This is a genomic window from Candidatus Zixiibacteriota bacterium, from assembly GCA_016933955.1.
Lineage (GTDB): Bacteria > Zixibacteria > MSB-5A5 > GN15 > PGXB01 > JAFGTT01.
In genome coordinates, this window is sequence record JAFGTT010000015.1 from 42,820 (window position 1) to 61,179 (window position 18,360).

Genomic DNA, 18,360 nt, shown 5'->3' on the forward strand with positions numbered 1-18,360 from the left:
CAAATGTCAATTAAATAATTAGAATCGGATATCGACCCAGATGCGCAGTTCACGAACATGAGATGTACGCTGCAACTGCTTGTTATTGGTATCCTGCCAGCGTCCCGTGATACCACCTTTGATCTGCGATGAAAAGGTGTAAGAAATGGTCGGAGTGATGGTCAGGTCGGTGTTGTCGCCCTTCGACAGAAGGGGTTCATCTCCATCGGCCTCCTCGGTCTTCTGTTTGCGTAACATGACCTGTAGGGATATCGTCATGGTCGAGCTGAACTTAAGACGGCCAAACAGGGGGAAATTGACTCCGGTCGGCCATGAAAAAGAATATTTGGTCGAAACGGTGGCGTTTTCGCTGGTGTTGCGCGAACGACGGGTCAGTTCACCGGTACTGGAATTGTAAGTCCTATCCTCGGTTACCGTCCTACCGGTGGTAACATCAATCCGCAATCCGCGCATAAGATCAAAACTGAAAGACAATAATGGATTCTGAGTGACGGTGGTTTTATCCGAAGTTTTGAAACCCGTGGCCAGGTTGATTGTCTCCGAGGTACTGCGGGAGTACTTCGTCCGCGGCGAAAATGACCGGATAAAAGGATTCAATATTTTAAAAGTTGAAAGTTGATTGATGGTGAAATTGAAATCCGGGAAAGTCGTTGAAACTGTTTTCTGCGGATTGACCGACTTAATTAGATCTCGCTTGATGTTCCGGTTGAAAGAAACGGTGGTTTTCAGGCCGCCAAGAAGTTGGGTCCCGGATCCGAAGGAATAGTTGGTCGATTTGGAGGTGTATGTGGAACGTCCCACACTCGAGACATCCGGATCGATAAGAGCTCCTATATCTTCGGTTAATCCGAAACGGAATTTGGCCTGGGCCCGCTCCAGCAGGCCGACATAGGAATAGCTGTAGGCCTCCTTGAAATCGTATGAAATGGGGTCGATCCAGCCAGTTAAAAAGGCCAGAATCCTTCGGGGCGGACCGGTAAAAGCTTTCAAAACATTCTTTTTCTCTCCAACTACCGTGACGCCTTTACCCTGTTCGGCATCGCGCACGCGTTGCCGCGGTCGCTCTCTTTTGCCGGAAGATGAACCGAACAGCTTCTTGAAATCAAAATTACCCCCGATACCGTAAGATTTGGTGGCCGACATATTACGCGTATTATTACTGACATTCATATCCTCGCGATAGGATGTCGTAAAACTGAAGCGATGGGTCAGGAAGGCAAACATATTCGGATCGTAGTTGGCTCCGAACGACTGATTGTAATTGGTCTCCCGGCCGAATTTGAAATCCCTGGGATTCAAAGCCAGATTTACTGTTTCGGGATCGCTTAAATCCCGTCGCGTATCCATATTATAATTGGCGTTGAGATTATCCGATATTTTATAACTGGTTCGGAAGGTTCCTTTAAAATCCCGGGTCAGGTTATTGGTCAGAACATCGCTCGAATTTCGGGAAATCCGCAAACTGCGATTGAGATCACCGCTGAAGGTATAATTATTGGGGAAGAAATAAAACTTGTTCTGACTCAGTTTATTCAGCAATGGAATGGGCTTGGTCCAGAAAAATGGCCGAATGCTGGGGACCTTGGTAATACCGGCGCTGTAGTTGGCCCCCAAGCGGTAACTTTCCGTCAATGACATGGGTGTGGTCGGCGATGTTCCGTCGGACCGGGTATACGAGAAATTTGTTTTCAATTTGTTGAGAAGTACCGTAAACAGCGGATTTTTGGTCTTTTTGTTAAAGGCTTCCGAGATAGACATTGATTTCTGGGTACTGATGGTACTTTCATCATCCCGTAATTCCTCCGGCAGGATAATATCGGAATTGCTCTTTAGCCTGGGGACACTGGTGTTTTTCGAATACCTTAGGGAAAGCGGCAGATTGGCCCCGTACGACCGGGGCACAAACCGGTCAAGTTTGAAATTGGCTCCGAAACTGTAACCCGTGGTGGTTTTCCCGCTGCCGAGATTATCACTTGACCCTCCCCGGGTGGAACTTGAAATTTTCCGAAAATAACTGTTCTCGTAATTATAGCCCGCATTGTAGGTGAATAAATCCGCCACATTTCCGCTTACCGAAACCCTGGTTGCCAGACCGACATCCCGCCGCACGTCCGTCAGCCGAAGTTCATCCAGCCAAATCTGCCCCGTCGCCCCCTCATCCTGGTTGATGTTGATAATACCCGCCGCCAAATATTTCACCTGGGTAATATTGGGTTTACCATAGACCCGATAAACTTTATTGCCCATCACCGAGTCGATCACATTGGTATCGGCGTTTTCCCCCCGGGCCAGTTCCAGATAACTCTTCAAACCGGTGATATCGTTGAAATCCATTTCCACTTCAATCCAGGCCGAGGTGTCGATCCAGTCATCTTCGTTAAGATATTGTCGAACCTCGTAGTAGTTGGTGCTGCTCTGGCCAACCCGGAAAAAGAACATCAATTCCCCATTGGGATATTCCTTGGGACCATGGACGAACAGCGCCAGATTACGATAGCCCATCAAATTCGGCGTATCATAAAGAATGCGCTCGGCAATACCGGTATCGGATGCAGTCGAATCGTAAGCTTTAAAATCGGTAAAATCGAGAAGGAGAGATTGCTCCGGTTCTCTTATCCGGGTGTTAGCGTCATAAAATCCGACCACCCCCGGAGGCGAATTATAATTTAGATTTTCCTGGGTATTGATGACAGCCACATTGAATTTGGCCGTACTGTCGGCGGTCGGATAGACAATCGTATCCTCCCAGTTTGAGGTTATGATGTCAGTTGAGGCAACGGCCAGGGTACAGGGTTCTCCGGTTGGAGATTCCATCCAGTACCGGATATACTCGATCTGACTCCACAGGGGCGAACCCACGATGGTATCGGCAATACTGGTATCCCGGATTGGTATCCGATGGGTTCGCCAGCCGTAATTATTTTCCGAACTGTCGACCAGGAAGGGGCTGTTGGGATCGGCCAAATCGATACTGAAGGAAAAGTAATCATTCTGTTTGTTCAGAATAAGATCCCGATTGATGTCCTCGGTGTCCGGACGGCCCAGGATTCCCGGATCGCTTTTATTATTCTCCGTCCCGTTTATTTTATCATAGTAATTGGGATTAGCATCGGCATTGTATACCCAATCATCGCCATCCGGGTCGCTTTCGTTGTATCCGGGCGGCGGGTCGCTCTCATAACGAGTTTCATTGGCATTGATCAATCCGTCCAGTCCGATATCTTCGCCATCATCGAGAAAATCATTGGAGTTTTTATCTTCGGTGTCAAGATTCCCGTTACCGTTGACATCCTCTGAAATCTTGCCCATTTCAATATGCAAAATACCCCGTTTACCATGGGAACGAATCTCAAGCAACTGGGCATCGTCCTGATCGGATGCCCCCGATGCCAGAAAACGCATGATTCCGCCCCAGGAATTGGTTGGATTATCAATCCTCACGGTTGTATCCACTCCCCCGTCCCGTCGATCGAGAATGGTCGGTTTGAATACCATCCAGAGGGTATGCGTTCCGCTTTGATCGGTGGTGATTTCTTTTTCCCAGATTTGATTGGTGGCCACCTGAGTGTACGGATTAAACCAGATCATTCTGCCGCGGATATTAATACTGTCCAGCGAAACCGGTTTGGAGGCCAGATACCATGATTCCCGATAAACACCAAGAGAATAAGCATCCCGGCTACCCTCGAAATCATCCATATAAGCAACCCCATCCACATTGGGATTGGGATATGACTGGGCGATTTCTGCCGAAACGGCCAGGTTCGATTCCTGCTCGGTTGTAAAAAACGGAATGGCATTGGCCATCGAGGTCATGAAATTCGGTTTGACCCGAAAACTGATGTCGGCATCCCAGACCAGCATCTTGGAAGTTTCCTGACCCACTTTCGGTTTACGATCGGTGGCTTTGTCGGACTTGTATAAGAACGTCGATCCGAGTTTCAGATTGTCGCTGAATTCATACTCGCCGCGAATTCCGAAAAGAGTCTTCTTCTGCATGGTGATAAATGGCGAATACTCGAAATCAAGAGAGATATCGGCATTCGGGTCGGTGGCTTCCTCGGTTAAAAAAGTAACCTGGCCGAAATCATAGTTAATGCGATAATCGGTTCCCCTCTCCAGTTGCCGTCCATTGAGAGTGATCCGCTCCGAGCCCTCGATAATATTCGATTTCCCCAGACTGATTTCTGAGGCCCGATTCAGGCTTGAAACCTGGAGATAGTAGGTGGTATTTTTTACGGCCTCCTGGCCCGCATAAATATTAGTATATATGTCCGGAACCCTGGTCTCCAGTTCGGTTCCGGCAAAGACACTGTCCGGATCGAATGGTTTGCGATCTGGAAATATCAGCAAACCCCTCTCTTTCTCGATTATAGCAGTCAAAACATCGGCTTTACCATCCGCCCCGCTGCTCCCGGTACTTCCCTGGCGATCAAGTCCCAGAATCTGGATATAAGGAACACCGTTCTGGTTATCGATATTATCTTCATCGCCCTCAGTCGTGGATAGACCCTTGTAAATATTTATCTCAAGCCCGTCCGCATCCAAATTGCGTGATTTGAGATAATAAACATTTCGCCACATATATTGCCAGGTGTGATAGGTATTGGAGGAACTGCTGGGTTTTATCAGCTTCAGTGCAAATGGTTCCGAGGCAATATTGCCGACCGTATCAACTGAGCCGTTAGCCCGCCGGATAATCATATAGGCACCAATTGCCGTATTATAAGTCCCGGCATTGGGGGAATCGAAAATAATCCAGTGCTCTTTAACATCGACCGTGTAAACATCGGGACTTATTTCCGCCACCAGCGCTTCCTCGTTCTCACTGGAATAATCGCTATTACTGGAATCGCCGGGATCAACATACATCGTGGCATTATCTCCAAGCTCCGTTCCGGTGTTGGTTTTCACGGAATAAAATAGGTTGATCTGTTCGATAACATCACCGGTTCCACCGGGAAAGTCCGAATCTACCCCGAGATCATAAATCATGCCGTCGGCAAATTGATAATCCCGGAGATAGAAAACACTGGCGCTGGCCCCGGCATCGATGGAGGTCCGCTCCGTCGTCCCCTTCTCCTGGCTGGCGATAGCCGTCAGGTTCAAACTTCCGATCTGAGCCTCGGTCTTTACTCCGAACAATCCCTGGATGCGGCTGGAATAACCCACGAATTGGGTGTTGGGCAGGGAAAGAGTAGTATTTCCCGCTTCGATACTCTTGATAATATCATCTTCATCGCCCTTGTAGCGAATCATCAGACGGTTGGCCAGAGGTATATCCGTTTTGGAGTCCTGGCTGACCGATACCGTTATTTTGGATCCGATGGTGCCGTTGATATCGAACCGCGAAATTTGTTCCATATTCAGCGAGGGGAATTTACTCTGGCGATAGGTGGCTGTTTCCTCGCGATCATCCCAGCGCGACGTCCCCGAGAAAGAAATCTGGTGATAACCGGAAACTTTCAAACCGGCCCCGCCTTCACCGAAAAGCGATTCCACCGCTTTGGATTTAATCGGAATATTGATGGCCAGGAGTCCGCCCTGTTTGTCTTTTTGCTGTTTCGACAGAGCCTGGGCCCGCGATTCATTCATCTTCATATTCAGGATGGCGGAGCGGCGCCAGGTCAGATAATCCGTGGCATCGACCGTCCGGGGAACATATTCATAATTATAAACCGATTTCTTATAATAGGAACTTGTAAAGGTTAGAGTATTGTCTTCAAAACTGGATCGGTCAACTTTGGGGCTAACCGTATATATCATCCTTAACTGGGGGTAATCCGATTTCGAGATTGAGGCTATGAAACGAACACGTTCTTCCGGATATGGAGAAATATCGCCCGATGGCGTTTCCAGAGAGGCGCGAAACCCCGGCGGCGCGGAGTATCCCCATTGCGGGATCATATACACCAGGGTCAGAAAAATGAAAAATGTAAGTCGTCTAAACGTGGCAGTTACCGACTATCAGTCAGTTAATTTTAAATCGTTAAAAAATGTCGATAGGCCTGCCTCCTCAAAATTCGCCAAGGAAAATAATTTCTTCCTGCAATTCTATGCCGAATTTTTCCCTGACCTTTGATTTCATTATTTGCGAGAGTTTTTTAATATCATCGGATTTCGCCGAACCATCATTAATCAAAATGTTGGCATGATTTTCAAAAACCCGGGCATCACCGCATCGCAGTTGCTTGGCTCCGATTTCGTCCAGTAGTTGGCCAGCTGAAAGTTTTCCAAACTTCCTGGTTTTGTCCGGGATATTTTTAAAAAAACATCCCGCCGAATGAAGCCCGATCGGCAATTTGGCGGCCCTCATGGCCATAATTTCATCAACTCGGCGCATGATTTTTACCTTTTCGCCCTTTTTTAGTGCAAACCTGGCGCCAGTCACGAATTCCATGGTATTTTTGAGTTTTGACCAACGATAAGAAAAATCAAAATATGCAGCCTTTTCAGTCCTTATATTACCCTGTCTGTCAACCAGTTCCGCCTCCACCAGCAAATTTCCCACTTCGTCCCCATAGGCGCCGGCATTACCGAAAATGGCGCCGCCAACAGTACCCCATATTCCTGTTGCAAATTCAAGGCCGGTCAGCGACTTTTCTGTCGCGAAGTTAATCAGCGCCTGGAGTTCCTCGCCCGACCCCGAATGAACCTGCTCACCATCGCAATCAAGATCCATGATCGAATTCTTGATAATCAACCCCTTATAACCGGCATCCGATACCAGCAGGTTTGACCCGCCTCCAAGCATAAAGAACGGAATCTTTAAACGGGCTGCCATTGCCACCAGGCGAGACAACTCCTCAGCCGAATCGACCTCCATAAAAAGTCTGGCGGCCCCCCCGGTACCCATCGTATTGTATTCGGCCAGAGGATGATCGGGTATAATTTTTTCACCGAATTCCCCGATCAGAACCCGCAGGGAGTCATCAAAATTCCAGGCGTTATCTTGCGTCATTTATCCTCACTATTATAATCCAATGCCCGTGAAATTGCAAGCCAAAAGGGCTTTTCAGAGCATACCGAATTGATAGACATCGGTTAGAATTTCATTCGATCAGGCCTTATCCTGATCATTTTCGGAATCCGCTTCTCCGCCATTGGCCGCCTGTGAATTGGCTTCGGTTGATTCTCCGGCCTTATCTTTGTCTTCATCTTTTTCATCGGTTTTTTTGGATTCGTCTACAAAATTCATCCGGGTTTCGTACAGGGCTCGATCAATTATGCTTTTTTCTTCGGGACTGAGATTTCCGCCTGTTTTTTCGGCCAGCATCCCTAACATATCGATACTGGCCCGGGCCTGTTCCAGATTCCGCTCGACTTTCCCTGACAATGGCGAAGCCACTTTGCCCATCTGTTGCATAGCTGCCATCTGCAACGATATTACCAGTTGAAAGAAATGAATATTGATATCTTTTTTATCCCCGGTCATATTACCTCCAAAGGAACCCCAACACCTTTTACCTTAATTGGTTTTCGGCAAAATTATTGATATATCATTGTCACCCAATGTCAGCCATCATCTTTCTGCCCGAAAGCCGACCGACCAGGTGGTTTATTATCCGCCGTTCATCATCATCAGGATTGGATTCATTCTTCAGCAAGCTGATTGCCGTTTTTCGGGCAATAGGCAACAGGTCGCTGTCACGAACCAGATTGGCAATCTTCAATTCCGGCAGGCCATGTTGCCTTGTACCGAAAAATTCACCAGGGCCTCGTAACTGCAAATCGGCCTCTGCAATTTTAAAACCATCGGTGGACGATTGAAATAAATTCAATCGATGTTTGGCCAGATCGCTGACCGGAGGTGTCGCGATTGCAATGGTGATCCCCCGCGTTCCGCCCCGGCCGACCCGTCCCCGTAATTGATGTAACTGCGACAGGCCAAAACGCTCGGCATGTTCGATTACCATGACCGATGCCGAGGGAATATCAATTCCCACTTCTATAACGGTGGTGGCCACCAGAATATCAATTGCCCGATCGCGAAATTGCTGAATAATCTTCTCTCTCTTGTCTTTTTTTACACGGCCATGAACTAGTTCCACTCTGAATTCAGGAAAGACGTCTTTCTTTAATAGCTTATACGCCTCCTCGGCCGCCTGCAAATCCAGCTTTTCCGATTTTTCGACCAGCGGATAAACAAAGAAAATCTGCTCGCTACGGCCAAGCCGTTTTTTCAGGTAGGCATAAATATCCGGACGGGAACTCGCCGTTCTCCAGACCGTTTTGACCGGATGCCGTCCCGGGGGCATGGTTTTAATGGAGGTAAAATCAAGATCTCCATAAAGTGTCATGGCCAGCGTTCGGGGAATCGGGGTGGCGGTCATCACCAGCGTATCGGGATAAACTCCCTTACTCATTAAGCGACCGCGCTGCATAACTCCGAATCGATGTTGTTCGTCGATTATAACCAGCCCCAGCCTTTTAAATCGAACCGATTCCGAAATTACGGCGTGGGTCCCGAACAGGATTTGAATATCACCCGAGGCCACCGCTTTATTGATTGTCCGGCGGACAGCCGGAGTTAATGACCCGGTCATCAGGGCGCTTTCAATACCGACTTCATGTAGCGCCTGCCGCCAGTTCTGATAATGCTGCTCTGCCAGGATCTCGGTGGGAGCCATGAAGGCTGTCTGGAGATTGTTCTCGGCCGCATAAACCGAGGCCAGCAGTGCCACCACCGTTTTGCCGCAACCGACATCACCCTGCAACAGACGATGCATCGGTCGATCGGACTGCAAATCGCCATAAATTCTCTCGGCCGCGGTTTTCTGATCGTTGGTTAACCGATATGGCAGAGCCGTTATGAAAGCCCTGATATGGTCGGCTGGTTTAATATAATGATGCTTTTTGGCCACCCGCGAATTGTTTTTACGATGACTCAATATCAGAAATTGAAGTTCCAGAAGCTCATCGAAACTGAGCCGTCGACGTCCTTTCTCGGCGTCCTCCATATTATCCGGAAAATGGATATCCCGAATGGCCTGACCCAGCGGGATAAAACCAAATTCCTTCAGAATTTTTTCGGGGAGGTAATCCGGGATATTATCGGCCACCGCGGTCAGGGCAGTATTGACCATTCCTCGCAGCACCCGGCCGGTAATACCGGCCTTTTTTAATTCCGCCGTTGATGGATAAACCGGAATGATTCGCCCGGTATGAATCAGTTCCGCTGCTTCATCTTCAATCCGTTCGACTTCAGGATGTACCATCTGCCTTTGCTGGAAATAGGTTACCGGACCGGTCACCGATAGAATATCACCCTTGTTGAACATTTTCTCCAGATATCGATACCCGGCAAACCAGATCAGCGCAATCTGTCCGGTGCCATCCCCAAGAATAACCTCCAGCCGCTGACGACGCCCTTTGAGAATCCCTTTACCCAAAACCCGGCCAATCACGGTTGCCTCCATATTGGCCTGAAGGGAACCAATTGAGACAATCATGGAACGATCGAGATAGCGCCGGGGCAGATAGTGAAGTAAACCATCAAGGCGTTCGATTCCCGCTCCCGCCAGAACAGCGGCCCGTCGCGGACCGACTCCTTTCAGGTACTGGATCTCCGAATTGAGTTTCAATAGCGGCATTAAACCACGTTAATTTTTTGAAAAGACAATGTCAATAACTAATGAATACCATATCCGCCTGATTTGTCGACGCCGGAAACCAGTTTGATCACATCTGGATAAAGCTTGCGATGCCCTCGGAAATTTTACCATGTTTTGGTTGATTCTTATGTGTTGACGATAGATATTTCAAGGGGAATATAGTATTAGTTAAATGTTTATATGGATTGTCAAACTATCAAATTGACTTTTAAATATTAACAAGGGAGTATGAAAATGAAAGGAAACATCTTAGGGGTGACTCTCATGATCGGCATGATCCTGCTTTTAACCATACCGGGGCAGGCCGAGCCGTGGGAAAAATCTTTTAACCTGGCTTTGAACGCCACCCAGGCATCATATTCCGACAGCTGGACCGGAGGTGAAGAAGGCAATGTCACCTGGGCCGCGACTGCCGATGGTATTTTTTCAAAGAAATTTACCCGGGTTTTCAGTCTTAAGAATACCGTCAAACTGGCCTTTGGCCAAACTGTGACGCAGGATAAGGATACCAAAGAATGGTCCAGACCGGCCAAATCAACCGACAAAATCGACTTTGAGGCTCTGGGAATGTATAACCTGGAAACCTATGTTGAACCATATACGGCCTTCAGATTCGAAAGCCAGTTTCTGGATGCCTCGGTTGATAATAATAAAAGATATATCAATCCCATTCTTTTGACCGAATCGGCCGGTATTGCCCGTTCGCTTTATAAAAAGGATAAAGACGACATCCTGACCCGTCTGGGCTTTGCCTTCAGACAGAACATCAACCGGGATTTCCTTACTATTGTCGGTACCGATACCACCAAAGACAATGTGACCAGCACCGACGGCGGTTTTGAATCGGTGACTGATGTCAAGCTGGTTCTTAACAACCAACTCGGGTATATCGGTAAACTGACATTGTATAAAGCCCTCTTTTTCTCTAAAAAGGATGATTTCAAAGGTACCGAGGCCGAGGACTACTGGAAAGCGATTGATATCAATTGGGAAAATACTCTGACCGCCGACATTTCCAAGTATATTAAGGTAACTTTCTATACCCAGCTACTTTATGACAAGCAGATCAGCAAGAAAGGCCGCCTAAAAGAGACTCTGGCGCTGGGATTGACTTACAGTTTGATGTAAATTATTTAATTGTTTCTGGAAGATAACGGTCCTGAAATTGTAACACTAAATAAACAGGGCCGTTTTTTCTGGAGGTATTTCTTATGAAGTTGAATTTTTTGCTGGTGCCGTTGATGGCACTGATGGTTATAATCGGGGGCGGCCGGTCGGGTAATCCTCCGCTGGCGGCAACACCCCTTCAGGAAGGGCAAAATCCATTGGATGGCAATTTGATAACATCGCAGACTAAATTCGCCTTTGATTTCCAATCGGAATTATACCGAACCAATCCGGGCAAAAATTGTTTTATCTCTCCCCTGAGTGCCGCGCTGGCGCTGGCCATGACATATAATGGCGCCAATGGTGAAACAAAAGAGGCTATGGAGGATGCCCTTCACCTGCGGGGATTCAATCCCGGACAGGTCAATGCGTTCTTTAAAAAACTCATGGTCATTTTGCAGAACACCGATCCCAAGATAGAATTGAATATTGCCAATTCCATCTGGTACCGCCGGGATTTAGATTTCAAGCAGTCATTCTTCAATCTCGTTAAAGAAAATTATAATGCCCATCTCGAACCCCTGACCGATGCGGAAACCATAAACCACTGGGTCGATGAAAAAACCAAAGGCCGGATTAATCGGATTATCGACAGTATCGATCCCGCGGATATGATGGTGTTGATAAACGCCCTCTATTTCAAAGGAATGTGGGCCAGTGAATTTAAAGAGGAAAAGACTCTCAATGATGAATTCGCTCTTGCCGTTGGAAATAAAATAATCTTTCCTCTGATGCGACAGGATGGCAAATTCCGCTACCTGGAAAACGATTCCTTTCAGGCCATCAATCTTCCCTATGGTGATAAGCACATGAGTATGTATGTCTTCCTGCCTCGGGAGAATTATAGCCTTGATGGTTTCATGCAGACTTTAGGTGCCGAGAACTGGAATGACTGGCAAATCCGTTTTCGTGAATGCGAAGGTGAAATCCGCCTGCCGAAATTCAAAATGGAATATGAACAGGTCCTAAATGATATCCTGTTCGCTATGGGTATGGGAATCGCGTTCGATCCGGTAGGTGCCGATTTTTCAGCAATGTATGAACCACAGCGCGGAACCAATCTGTATATCAGCATTGTCAAACAGAAGACCTTTTTAGAGGTCAACGAAAAAGGAACCGAGGCGGCCGCTGTAACGGCTGTTAAAATGAAATTGACCGCCGCCAGGCCTGATGAAGAAAGAAAATTTTTGATGGTTGTCAATCGGCCATTTTTCATGGCCATTGTCGATAATCAGACCGGGATCATTCTCTTCACCGGGGCCATTACCGATCCGCGAGGCTAATAGTACAGCGGCCGGCGGTTCAAACCGCCGGCTGCTGTACTATCGATTCCCTGATTATTTAAATAACCTGTCAGGCCTGATAAACAACCTTACCGTTTACTATAGTATATTCCACCCGGCCGGTCAGTTTCCATCCGATAAATGGTGAATTCTTTGACTTGGAGCGGAATTTTTCTTTTCTGACCGTCCATTTCTTTTCTGGATCAATAATCGTTATATCGGCATCGGTTCCTTTTTCGAGTGTCCCGCCGGGCAGATTCAAAATCCGGGCCGGGTTGATAGTCATCTTACGAATGGCATCAGCCCACGACAGATACCCCTTGTCGATAAGCCTGGTTTTAACCAGTCCCAGGGCAGTTTCAAGTCCAATCATTCCCGGAGGAGCCATATCGAATTCGACATCTTTCTCTTCCTCGGAATGCGGCGCATGATCGGTGGCAATGCAATCAATAGTACCATCAACCAGACCCTCGATTACGGCCTCAACATCTTTTTTGGCTCGAATCGGAGGATTCACCCGGAGATTGGTATCGAAATCAAGACCGATCAGATCATCGGTCAGGCAGAAATGATGCGGAGCGGCCTCGGCCGTCACCCGAATTCCCTCACGTTTGGCCTGGCGAATCGCCTCGACCGCACCGGCCGTGGAAACATGGGCAATATGCAACCGGCTCCCGGTAAACTGGCACAGTTTGATATCCCGGAGAACAGCAATTACCTCGCCTACATTCGGGCGCCCTTTAATACCCAGTCGGGTCGCCTCGTATGATTCATTCATAATACCATCGGCGCAGAGGTAGCTGTCCTCGGCATGACTTATAATCGGAATATTAAACATCCGAACATATTCAAACGCCCGCCGCATTATTTCCGGATTCTGAACATAATTTCCATCGTCACTGATGGCCACGGCGCCGCTCTTGACCAGTTCGCCGATTTCGGCCAGTTCTTCACCCTTAAGTCTCTTGGTTATAGCTCCAACCACAAAAACCCGGGCATCGGCTTTTTCGGCCCGCGATTGTATAAACCGGACCACCTCCTGATTATCAATTGTAGGAAAAGTATTGGGCATACAGCAAACCGAGGTAAATCCCCCGGCGGCGGCCGCCCGGCACCCGGTCGTGATGGTTTCTTTGTCCTCGAATCCCGGTTCCCGCAGGTGGACATGCATATCAATCAATCCCGGGGTCACTATTTTGTCCGAGGCGTCGATGACACTTTCCGAAGGCAGAGAAGCCATTTCCTTTTGAGTTTTTTTCGATTCCTTTTCGACCCCGATTATTTTGCCGTCCTTGACAAAGATACTGGTTTCCTTACCGAAACCCAGGGCCGGATCAATCACCCGTCCGCCTTTTATCACCAGATCGTACTTGGCCTGTTTCATCTATGCTTCTTCCCCTTTCTTGCCCGACAACAGATAAAGAACCGCCATTCTGATCGCCTGTCCATTGGTAACCTGCTCAAGAATAACCGAGGATTCCCCGTCCGCCACCTCGGAAGTTATTTCCACCCCGCGATTCATCGGCCCCGGATGCATGATTGTATGATTTTTATTGAGCAGTTTCATGCGCTCAGCGGTCACCCCGAAAAGATTGGTGTATTCCCGCATGGATGGAAATAATCCGGCCTGCTGGCGTTCCAACTGAATCCGCATAATATTGACTACATCGGCCCCGTCGATTGCCTCATCCAGATTACTATAAAGGTCGACCCCGAATCTCTCCGATTCATAGGGAAGCAGGGTCGATGGCCCGCACAAAGCAACCGAGGCCCCCATTGCCTTTAATCCCCAGATATTGGACCGCACCACCCGGGAATGTTTGACATCTCCGACCAAAACCACCCGGAGTCCGTTCAGGTGACCGTACTTGCGCCGGATAGTCATCATATCCAGAAGTGCTTGGGTGGGGTGTTCGTGCCTGCCGTCACCGGCATTGATGATATTGGAAGCGGTGCACTGAGTGAGAAAATATGGTACCCCGGTGGAGGCGTGACGGACCACGATCATATCTATTTTTAACGCCTCGATATTTTTAACGGTATCCTTGAGAGACTCGCCCTTGGTTACCGATGATGTTGATTTGGAAAAATTAATCGAATCCGCTGACAATCGCTTTTCCGCCAGTTCGAACGAAATCCTGGTTCGTGTCGATGGTTCATAAAAGAGATTCAAAACAGTTACGCCGCGTAAGGTCGGAACCTTTTTGATCGGCCGCTCGATGATTTCCCGAAAAGACTCGGCGGTATCAAGAATCAGGGTGATTTCTTCGGCGGACATCCCCTCCAGACCAAGAAGATGTCTTGAACTTAATTTCATTTCTTCTTCCCCCCTTTAGTCCCGGTTTTCGGTCCGGATTCCTTCTGACCGGCCTTCTTGCCGGTTCCGGATTTGTCAACGATTACGAACTCCTCATTATCACTTTCATTCAACCTGACAGCCACCCGGTCGGTTTTCGCAGTGGGGATATTTTTGCCGACATAATCGGGTCGGATCGGGTACTCACGATGACCGCGGTCTATCAAAACCGCCAGTTGAATCGAGCGCGGACGACCGAAATCAATTATGGCATCAAGGGCCGCCCGAATGGTTCGGCCGGTATACAGGACATCATCCACCAGGATAACATTCCGATCCACCACATCAAACAAGATCTGGGTCCGTTGAATTATGGGCTGGTCAAGCTTGGTGTGGATATCATCACGGTAGAGGTTGATATCCAGCAACCCCACCGGCACTTTTATCCCTTCGATCTGTTCAATCTTGTCGGCGATTCGCTTGGCCAGATCCGATCCCCGCCGAAAAATACCGATAACCACCAGGGTCTCGGCACCGCTGTTTTTTTCCAGAATTTCATGGGCGATTCGCGTTATAGCCCGTGAAATCCCTTTCTCATTGAGAACAGTTTCTCCCTTGATATCAGTCAATTGACCTCCTTGTCATTATGCTCCGAATGTAATTCAAATATCCATTATTATAAAATTGTCTGAATTCTGGGTTGTGATGAAAATATGTAATAAACGAGGCTTTCATATCTTCCCTTTGGCGGTCTCACAGTACCGCCTTAAAAGGTTCGGTCGCACCAAAAATATACTTTTATCAAAAGAGGTCAAGGACTATTTAAAGACTTGAAGGAAAGTGTCAAAATCATTCTCTAAAACATTATCTGACAATAAATAATAATTCGACTTTAGATCTCATCCGGCAAATCGGATTCTTTAAAATACAGCACCTCCCCATATGTTTTTAATTGATAGGCTACCAACTCCGGAACCGACAAGTAGGAGGAATAGTCCACCTTGCGGAAAAAATCCGGCTTATCCATTAAATCCGCTATCCGGCCCCCATCCAGCGTTACCACTTTATCGGCAAGGTCAAAAATCACATCACCGTAATGCGAAACAATGACCACACCGATTTTTTTGTGTTGAAGCCGAGCTACCAGAGCCTCGAATCGTTCCACCCCATCCGGGTCAAGTCCACAGGTCGGTTCATCGAAAAAAACAAAGGCCGGATCCAGCGAAAGGATACAGCCGAAGGCCAAACGTCTTTTCTCTCCGCCTGAAAGCGTAAAAGGATTACGATCGGCATACTCGCTCCGGGGCATTCCTATTAAATGGTAACACCCTTCCGCAATGGAATCAATATCAGGTAAACCGAGATTCTCCGCACCGAAACGAATTTCCTGATTTACCGTATCCAGAAAAAACTGGCGCTCCGGTTGCTGAAAGGAAACCGCCAACCGGCCCGGATCGGGCCGGAAATTAGAATATCGGATTGTCCCTTTGTCGGGTTTGAGTAACCCGGCCATAAGCTGGATCAGGGTTGTTTTACCGCTTCCCGAAGGACCCACCAGACCGTGTATTTTACCGGATTCAATTTTCAGATTCAGATTATCGAAAAGATAGCCACTGCCGCGGACATCATAACCGAATGATAGAGAATCAATGGTAATCGAATGTGGCAATTGAGAATTATTGGCGCTTTCCGAAACCATTTCCGGGACTCGCCCCAAAAGCCCGACCGGCAGACGATTCTTAAGCGGTGCCCGAAGGCCGATGGCCGCCAGTTTCTTCGGCTTCGAGAAAATCGCTTCAGGATGATCATCCGCAACCAGAGCGCCCTGGTGAAAAACCAGCAGACGATTCTGATCGGCGGCGATTTCACTGTACTGCGTGATTCGTAGTACTGTCAAATCTTTATTCTCCGATAAAAGCAAGGCGATGGCATCGTTTAATAACCTTTTACCGGATTCATCAAGATATGAGCCGGGTTCATCAAGAATCAGAATGTCGGGTCCGGCGGCCATCACAGCCGCTAGGGCCAGGCGCTGTTTTTCGCCTCCGGAGAGTTCGGAAGTCAAGCGTTTACGGAATTTTTTCAGCCCGAAATAATCCAGCATTCGCTCGACCTGTATATGCATCTTCTCAAATGAAACATTCCTGTTTTCCAGCGAAAAGGCCAGTTCGCGCTCGACTGTGGTCGTCACCAGTTGATTGTCCGGGTTTTGAAAAACAAGACCGACGCGATGTCTGATCAAGGACGTGTTTTGGACATCGACCGGATTGATCCCGCCGATCAGGATCGTTCCCTCGGTCGGCCGGAGAATGCCATCGACAAGAAGAGCCAGGGTGGTTTTGCCGGAACCGTTACTGCCCAGTATGATGACTCTCTCTCCTTTATTTATTTTCAGGGTGATATTCCGTAAGGCCCGCCGGCCGCCGGGGTAAGCGTATGAAACTCGGTTGAATTCAATCATAAAAAAACCGCCGATGGCAAAATTATGCCATCGGCGTCAATAATCAAGTCAATATTTACCGGTTATCCCTTGTAACACACATCAAGTTCCCGGGCCGCCCGGGCCTCGTTCAAACGACCCACCGGAGTCGTATGAGGCGCATGATGCAGAATATCCGGATCGGTTTCGGCTTCCCGGGCAATAGCCTTAAGAGTCTCGGCGAAATTCTCCAGAGTCACCCGGCTTTCCGTTTCGGTCGGTTCGATCATGAAGGCCTCCGGGACTATCAGCGGAAAATAAACCGTCGGCGCATGAAAACCATAATCAAGTAATCGCTTGGCCATATCCAGAGCCTTAACTCCGAACTTCTTTTGTCGGTTGCAGGACAACACGAATTCATGCATACAGGTTTGATCATAGGGTATATCGAAATCATCCTTTAAAAGCGATTTCAAATAATTGGCATTTAAAACCGCATTACCGGAGACATCCCTGATACCGTCAGGACCCAGAGACCTTATATAGGCATAGGCACGAATGCTGTTGGCAAAATTTCCGTAAAATGAGTGCAGACTGCCGATTGATTTGGGCCGATCGTAATTGAGATACAGCCGTCCGTTATCATCGGAATCCCGCGCAATAACCGGGCACGGTAGATACCGGCCCAGTTTCTTCACCACCGCCACGGCTCCGGCTCCGGGACCACCGCCGCCATGAGGCGTCGAAAAGGTTTTATGAAGATTGAAATGGAGAATATCAAAGCCTATTTCCCCCGGTTTAACAAATCCCATCTGGGCGTTCAGGTTGGCTCCGTCCATATAGATCAATCCGCCGACACCGTGAATAATTTCCGCTATTTTTTCGATATTGGATTCAAATAATCCAAGGGTATTGGGATTGGTCAGCATTAACCCGGCAGTTTCCTCATCAGCCGCCTCGGCCACCGCTTCGGGTGTGATTATCCCCTGTTCGCCGGATTTGATCTGGACCGTTTCATAACCCGCCAGGGCAACCGAGGCCGGGTTGGTCCCGTGGGCGGAATCCGGGATCAGTATCTTTTTACGGAGATTGCCCTGATCCTTGTGATACGCCCTTATAATAAGCAATCCGGCGAATTCCCCCTGCGCTCCGGCTACCGGCTGTAATGAGATAGCATCGAATCCTGAAATCTCCTTGAGATATTCACCCAACTCATACATTACCTGAAGCGAACCGGATGCGGTATGGCAGGGAGCCAGTGGATGCTGACCGGTAAAACCGGGAAGCGAGGCCGCCTTATCATTAACCTTGGGATTGTACTTCATGGTACATGACCCGAGTGGATAAAAACCCTTATCGATATGGTGATTCTTGACCGAAAGACCGATATAGTGACGCATCAATTCACCCTCGGCCACTTCTGGCAACGGAACATCCCCGGTCCGGCGATATTTCGCAGGAATCATTTCCAGTAATTCTTTTTCATCCCGCATCGGTTCCGGCATGGGACAACCGATCATCCCCTTCGATGATTTTTCGTATATAAGTACTCTATTATCCATAATTGCAAATTCGTAATAA

Annotated in this window: 11 protein-coding genes; 2 read left to right on the plus strand and 9 right to left on the minus strand. The window is 48.1% G+C overall.

Translation table 11 applies throughout. From position 1 onward, the window contains the following. Positions 1-18: 18 nt before the first annotated feature. The 4 genes from sprA to recG form a co-directional block, all read right to left on the minus strand. The gene (gene sprA / locus JXQ28_05165) at positions 19-5,907 is read right to left on the minus strand and encodes a cell surface protein SprA (GenBank protein ID MBN2277116.1); all 5,889 of its coding nucleotides are present in this window, start codon (positions 5,905-5,907) and stop codon (positions 19-21) included. 109 nt (positions 5,908-6,016) lie between these two features. Next, positions 6,017-6,961, minus strand: a complete 945-nt coding sequence (murB, locus tag JXQ28_05170) for a UDP-N-acetylmuramate dehydrogenase (GenBank protein MBN2277117.1) — start codon at positions 6,959-6,961, stop codon at positions 6,017-6,019. Positions 6,962-7,060: 99 nt separating this feature from the next. After that, positions 7,061-7,435 carry a DUF1844 domain-containing protein gene (locus tag JXQ28_05175; protein MBN2277118.1) on the minus strand — a complete coding sequence of 125 codons (375 nt, stop codon included), beginning with the start codon at positions 7,433-7,435 and terminating at the stop codon, positions 7,061-7,063. A gap of 70 nt (positions 7,436-7,505) precedes the next feature. Beyond that, positions 7,506-9,593, minus strand: a complete 2,088-nt coding sequence (gene recG / locus JXQ28_05180; protein MBN2277119.1) for an ATP-dependent DNA helicase RecG — start codon at positions 9,591-9,593, stop codon at positions 7,506-7,508. A gap of 255 nt (positions 9,594-9,848) precedes the next feature. Here recG and JXQ28_05185 point away from each other — a divergent pair, with 255 nt between their 5' ends. Together JXQ28_05185 and JXQ28_05190 are read left to right on the plus strand one after the other, a co-directional pair. After that, positions 9,849-10,742, plus strand: coding sequence for a DUF3078 domain-containing protein (locus JXQ28_05185; GenBank protein ID MBN2277120.1), 894 nt, complete (start codon positions 9,849-9,851; stop codon positions 10,740-10,742). Positions 10,743-10,825: 83 nt separating this feature from the next. Further along, complete coding sequence (locus JXQ28_05190; protein ID MBN2277121.1) at positions 10,826-12,064, plus strand: serpin family protein; 1,239 nt, start codon at positions 10,826-10,828, stop codon at positions 12,062-12,064. 70 nt (positions 12,065-12,134) lie between these two features. On the opposite strand, the gene JXQ28_05195 is transcribed toward JXQ28_05190, so the two are convergent. From JXQ28_05195 to gcvPB, 5 genes are all read right to left on the minus strand, one after another. Next, positions 12,135-13,448, minus strand: a complete 1,314-nt coding sequence (locus JXQ28_05195; GenBank protein MBN2277122.1) for a dihydroorotase — start codon at positions 13,446-13,448, stop codon at positions 12,135-12,137. Beyond that, entirely contained in the window at positions 13,449-14,381 is a 933-nt protein-coding gene (locus tag JXQ28_05200) for an aspartate carbamoyltransferase catalytic subunit (GenBank protein ID MBN2277123.1), read from the minus strand. Next, positions 14,378-14,989, minus strand: a complete 612-nt coding sequence (pyrR, locus tag JXQ28_05205; GenBank protein ID MBN2277124.1) for a bifunctional pyr operon transcriptional regulator/uracil phosphoribosyltransferase PyrR — start codon at positions 14,987-14,989, stop codon at positions 14,378-14,380. The genes JXQ28_05200 and pyrR overlap by 4 nt, the downstream gene beginning before the upstream one ends. 263 nt (positions 14,990-15,252) lie before the next feature. Further along, positions 15,253-16,821 (minus strand): ATP-binding cassette domain-containing protein, encoded by a 1,569-nt coding sequence (locus JXQ28_05210; protein MBN2277125.1) that lies wholly within the window; start codon positions 16,819-16,821, stop codon positions 15,253-15,255. Positions 16,822-16,883: 62 nt separating this feature from the next. Beyond that, entirely contained in the window at positions 16,884-18,341 is a 1,458-nt protein-coding gene (gcvPB, locus tag JXQ28_05215) for an aminomethyl-transferring glycine dehydrogenase subunit GcvPB (GenBank protein MBN2277126.1), read from the minus strand. Positions 18,342-18,360: the final 19 nt, after the last annotated feature.

Bases quoted from the DNA above. Each gene is read 5' to 3' on its own strand.
- sprA (MBN2277116.1), bottom strand. From the start codon at position 5,907: ATGATCCCGCAATGGGGATACTCCGCGCCGCCGGGGTTTCGCGCCTCT.
- murB (MBN2277117.1), bottom strand. From the start codon at position 6,961: ATGACGCAAGATAACGCCTGGAATTTTGATGACTCCCTGCGGGTTCTG.
- JXQ28_05175 (MBN2277118.1), bottom strand. From the start codon at position 7,435: ATGACCGGGGATAAAAAAGATATCAATATTCATTTCTTTCAACTGGTA.
- recG (MBN2277119.1), bottom strand. From the start codon at position 9,593: ATGCCGCTATTGAAACTCAATTCGGAGATCCAGTACCTGAAAGGAGTC.
- JXQ28_05185 (MBN2277120.1), top strand. From the start codon at position 9,849: ATGAAAGGAAACATCTTAGGGGTGACTCTCATGATCGGCATGATCCTG.
- JXQ28_05190 (MBN2277121.1), top strand. From the start codon at position 10,826: ATGAAGTTGAATTTTTTGCTGGTGCCGTTGATGGCACTGATGGTTATA.
- JXQ28_05195 (MBN2277122.1), bottom strand. From the start codon at position 13,448: ATGAAACAGGCCAAGTACGATCTGGTGATAAAAGGCGGACGGGTGATT.
- JXQ28_05200 (MBN2277123.1), bottom strand. From the start codon at position 14,381: ATGAAATTAAGTTCAAGACATCTTCTTGGTCTGGAGGGGATGTCCGCC.
- JXQ28_05210 (MBN2277125.1), bottom strand. From the start codon at position 16,821: ATGATTGAATTCAACCGAGTTTCATACGCTTACCCCGGCGGCCGGCGG.
- gcvPB (MBN2277126.1), bottom strand. From the start codon at position 18,341: ATGGATAATAGAGTACTTATATACGAAAAATCATCGAAGGGGATGATC.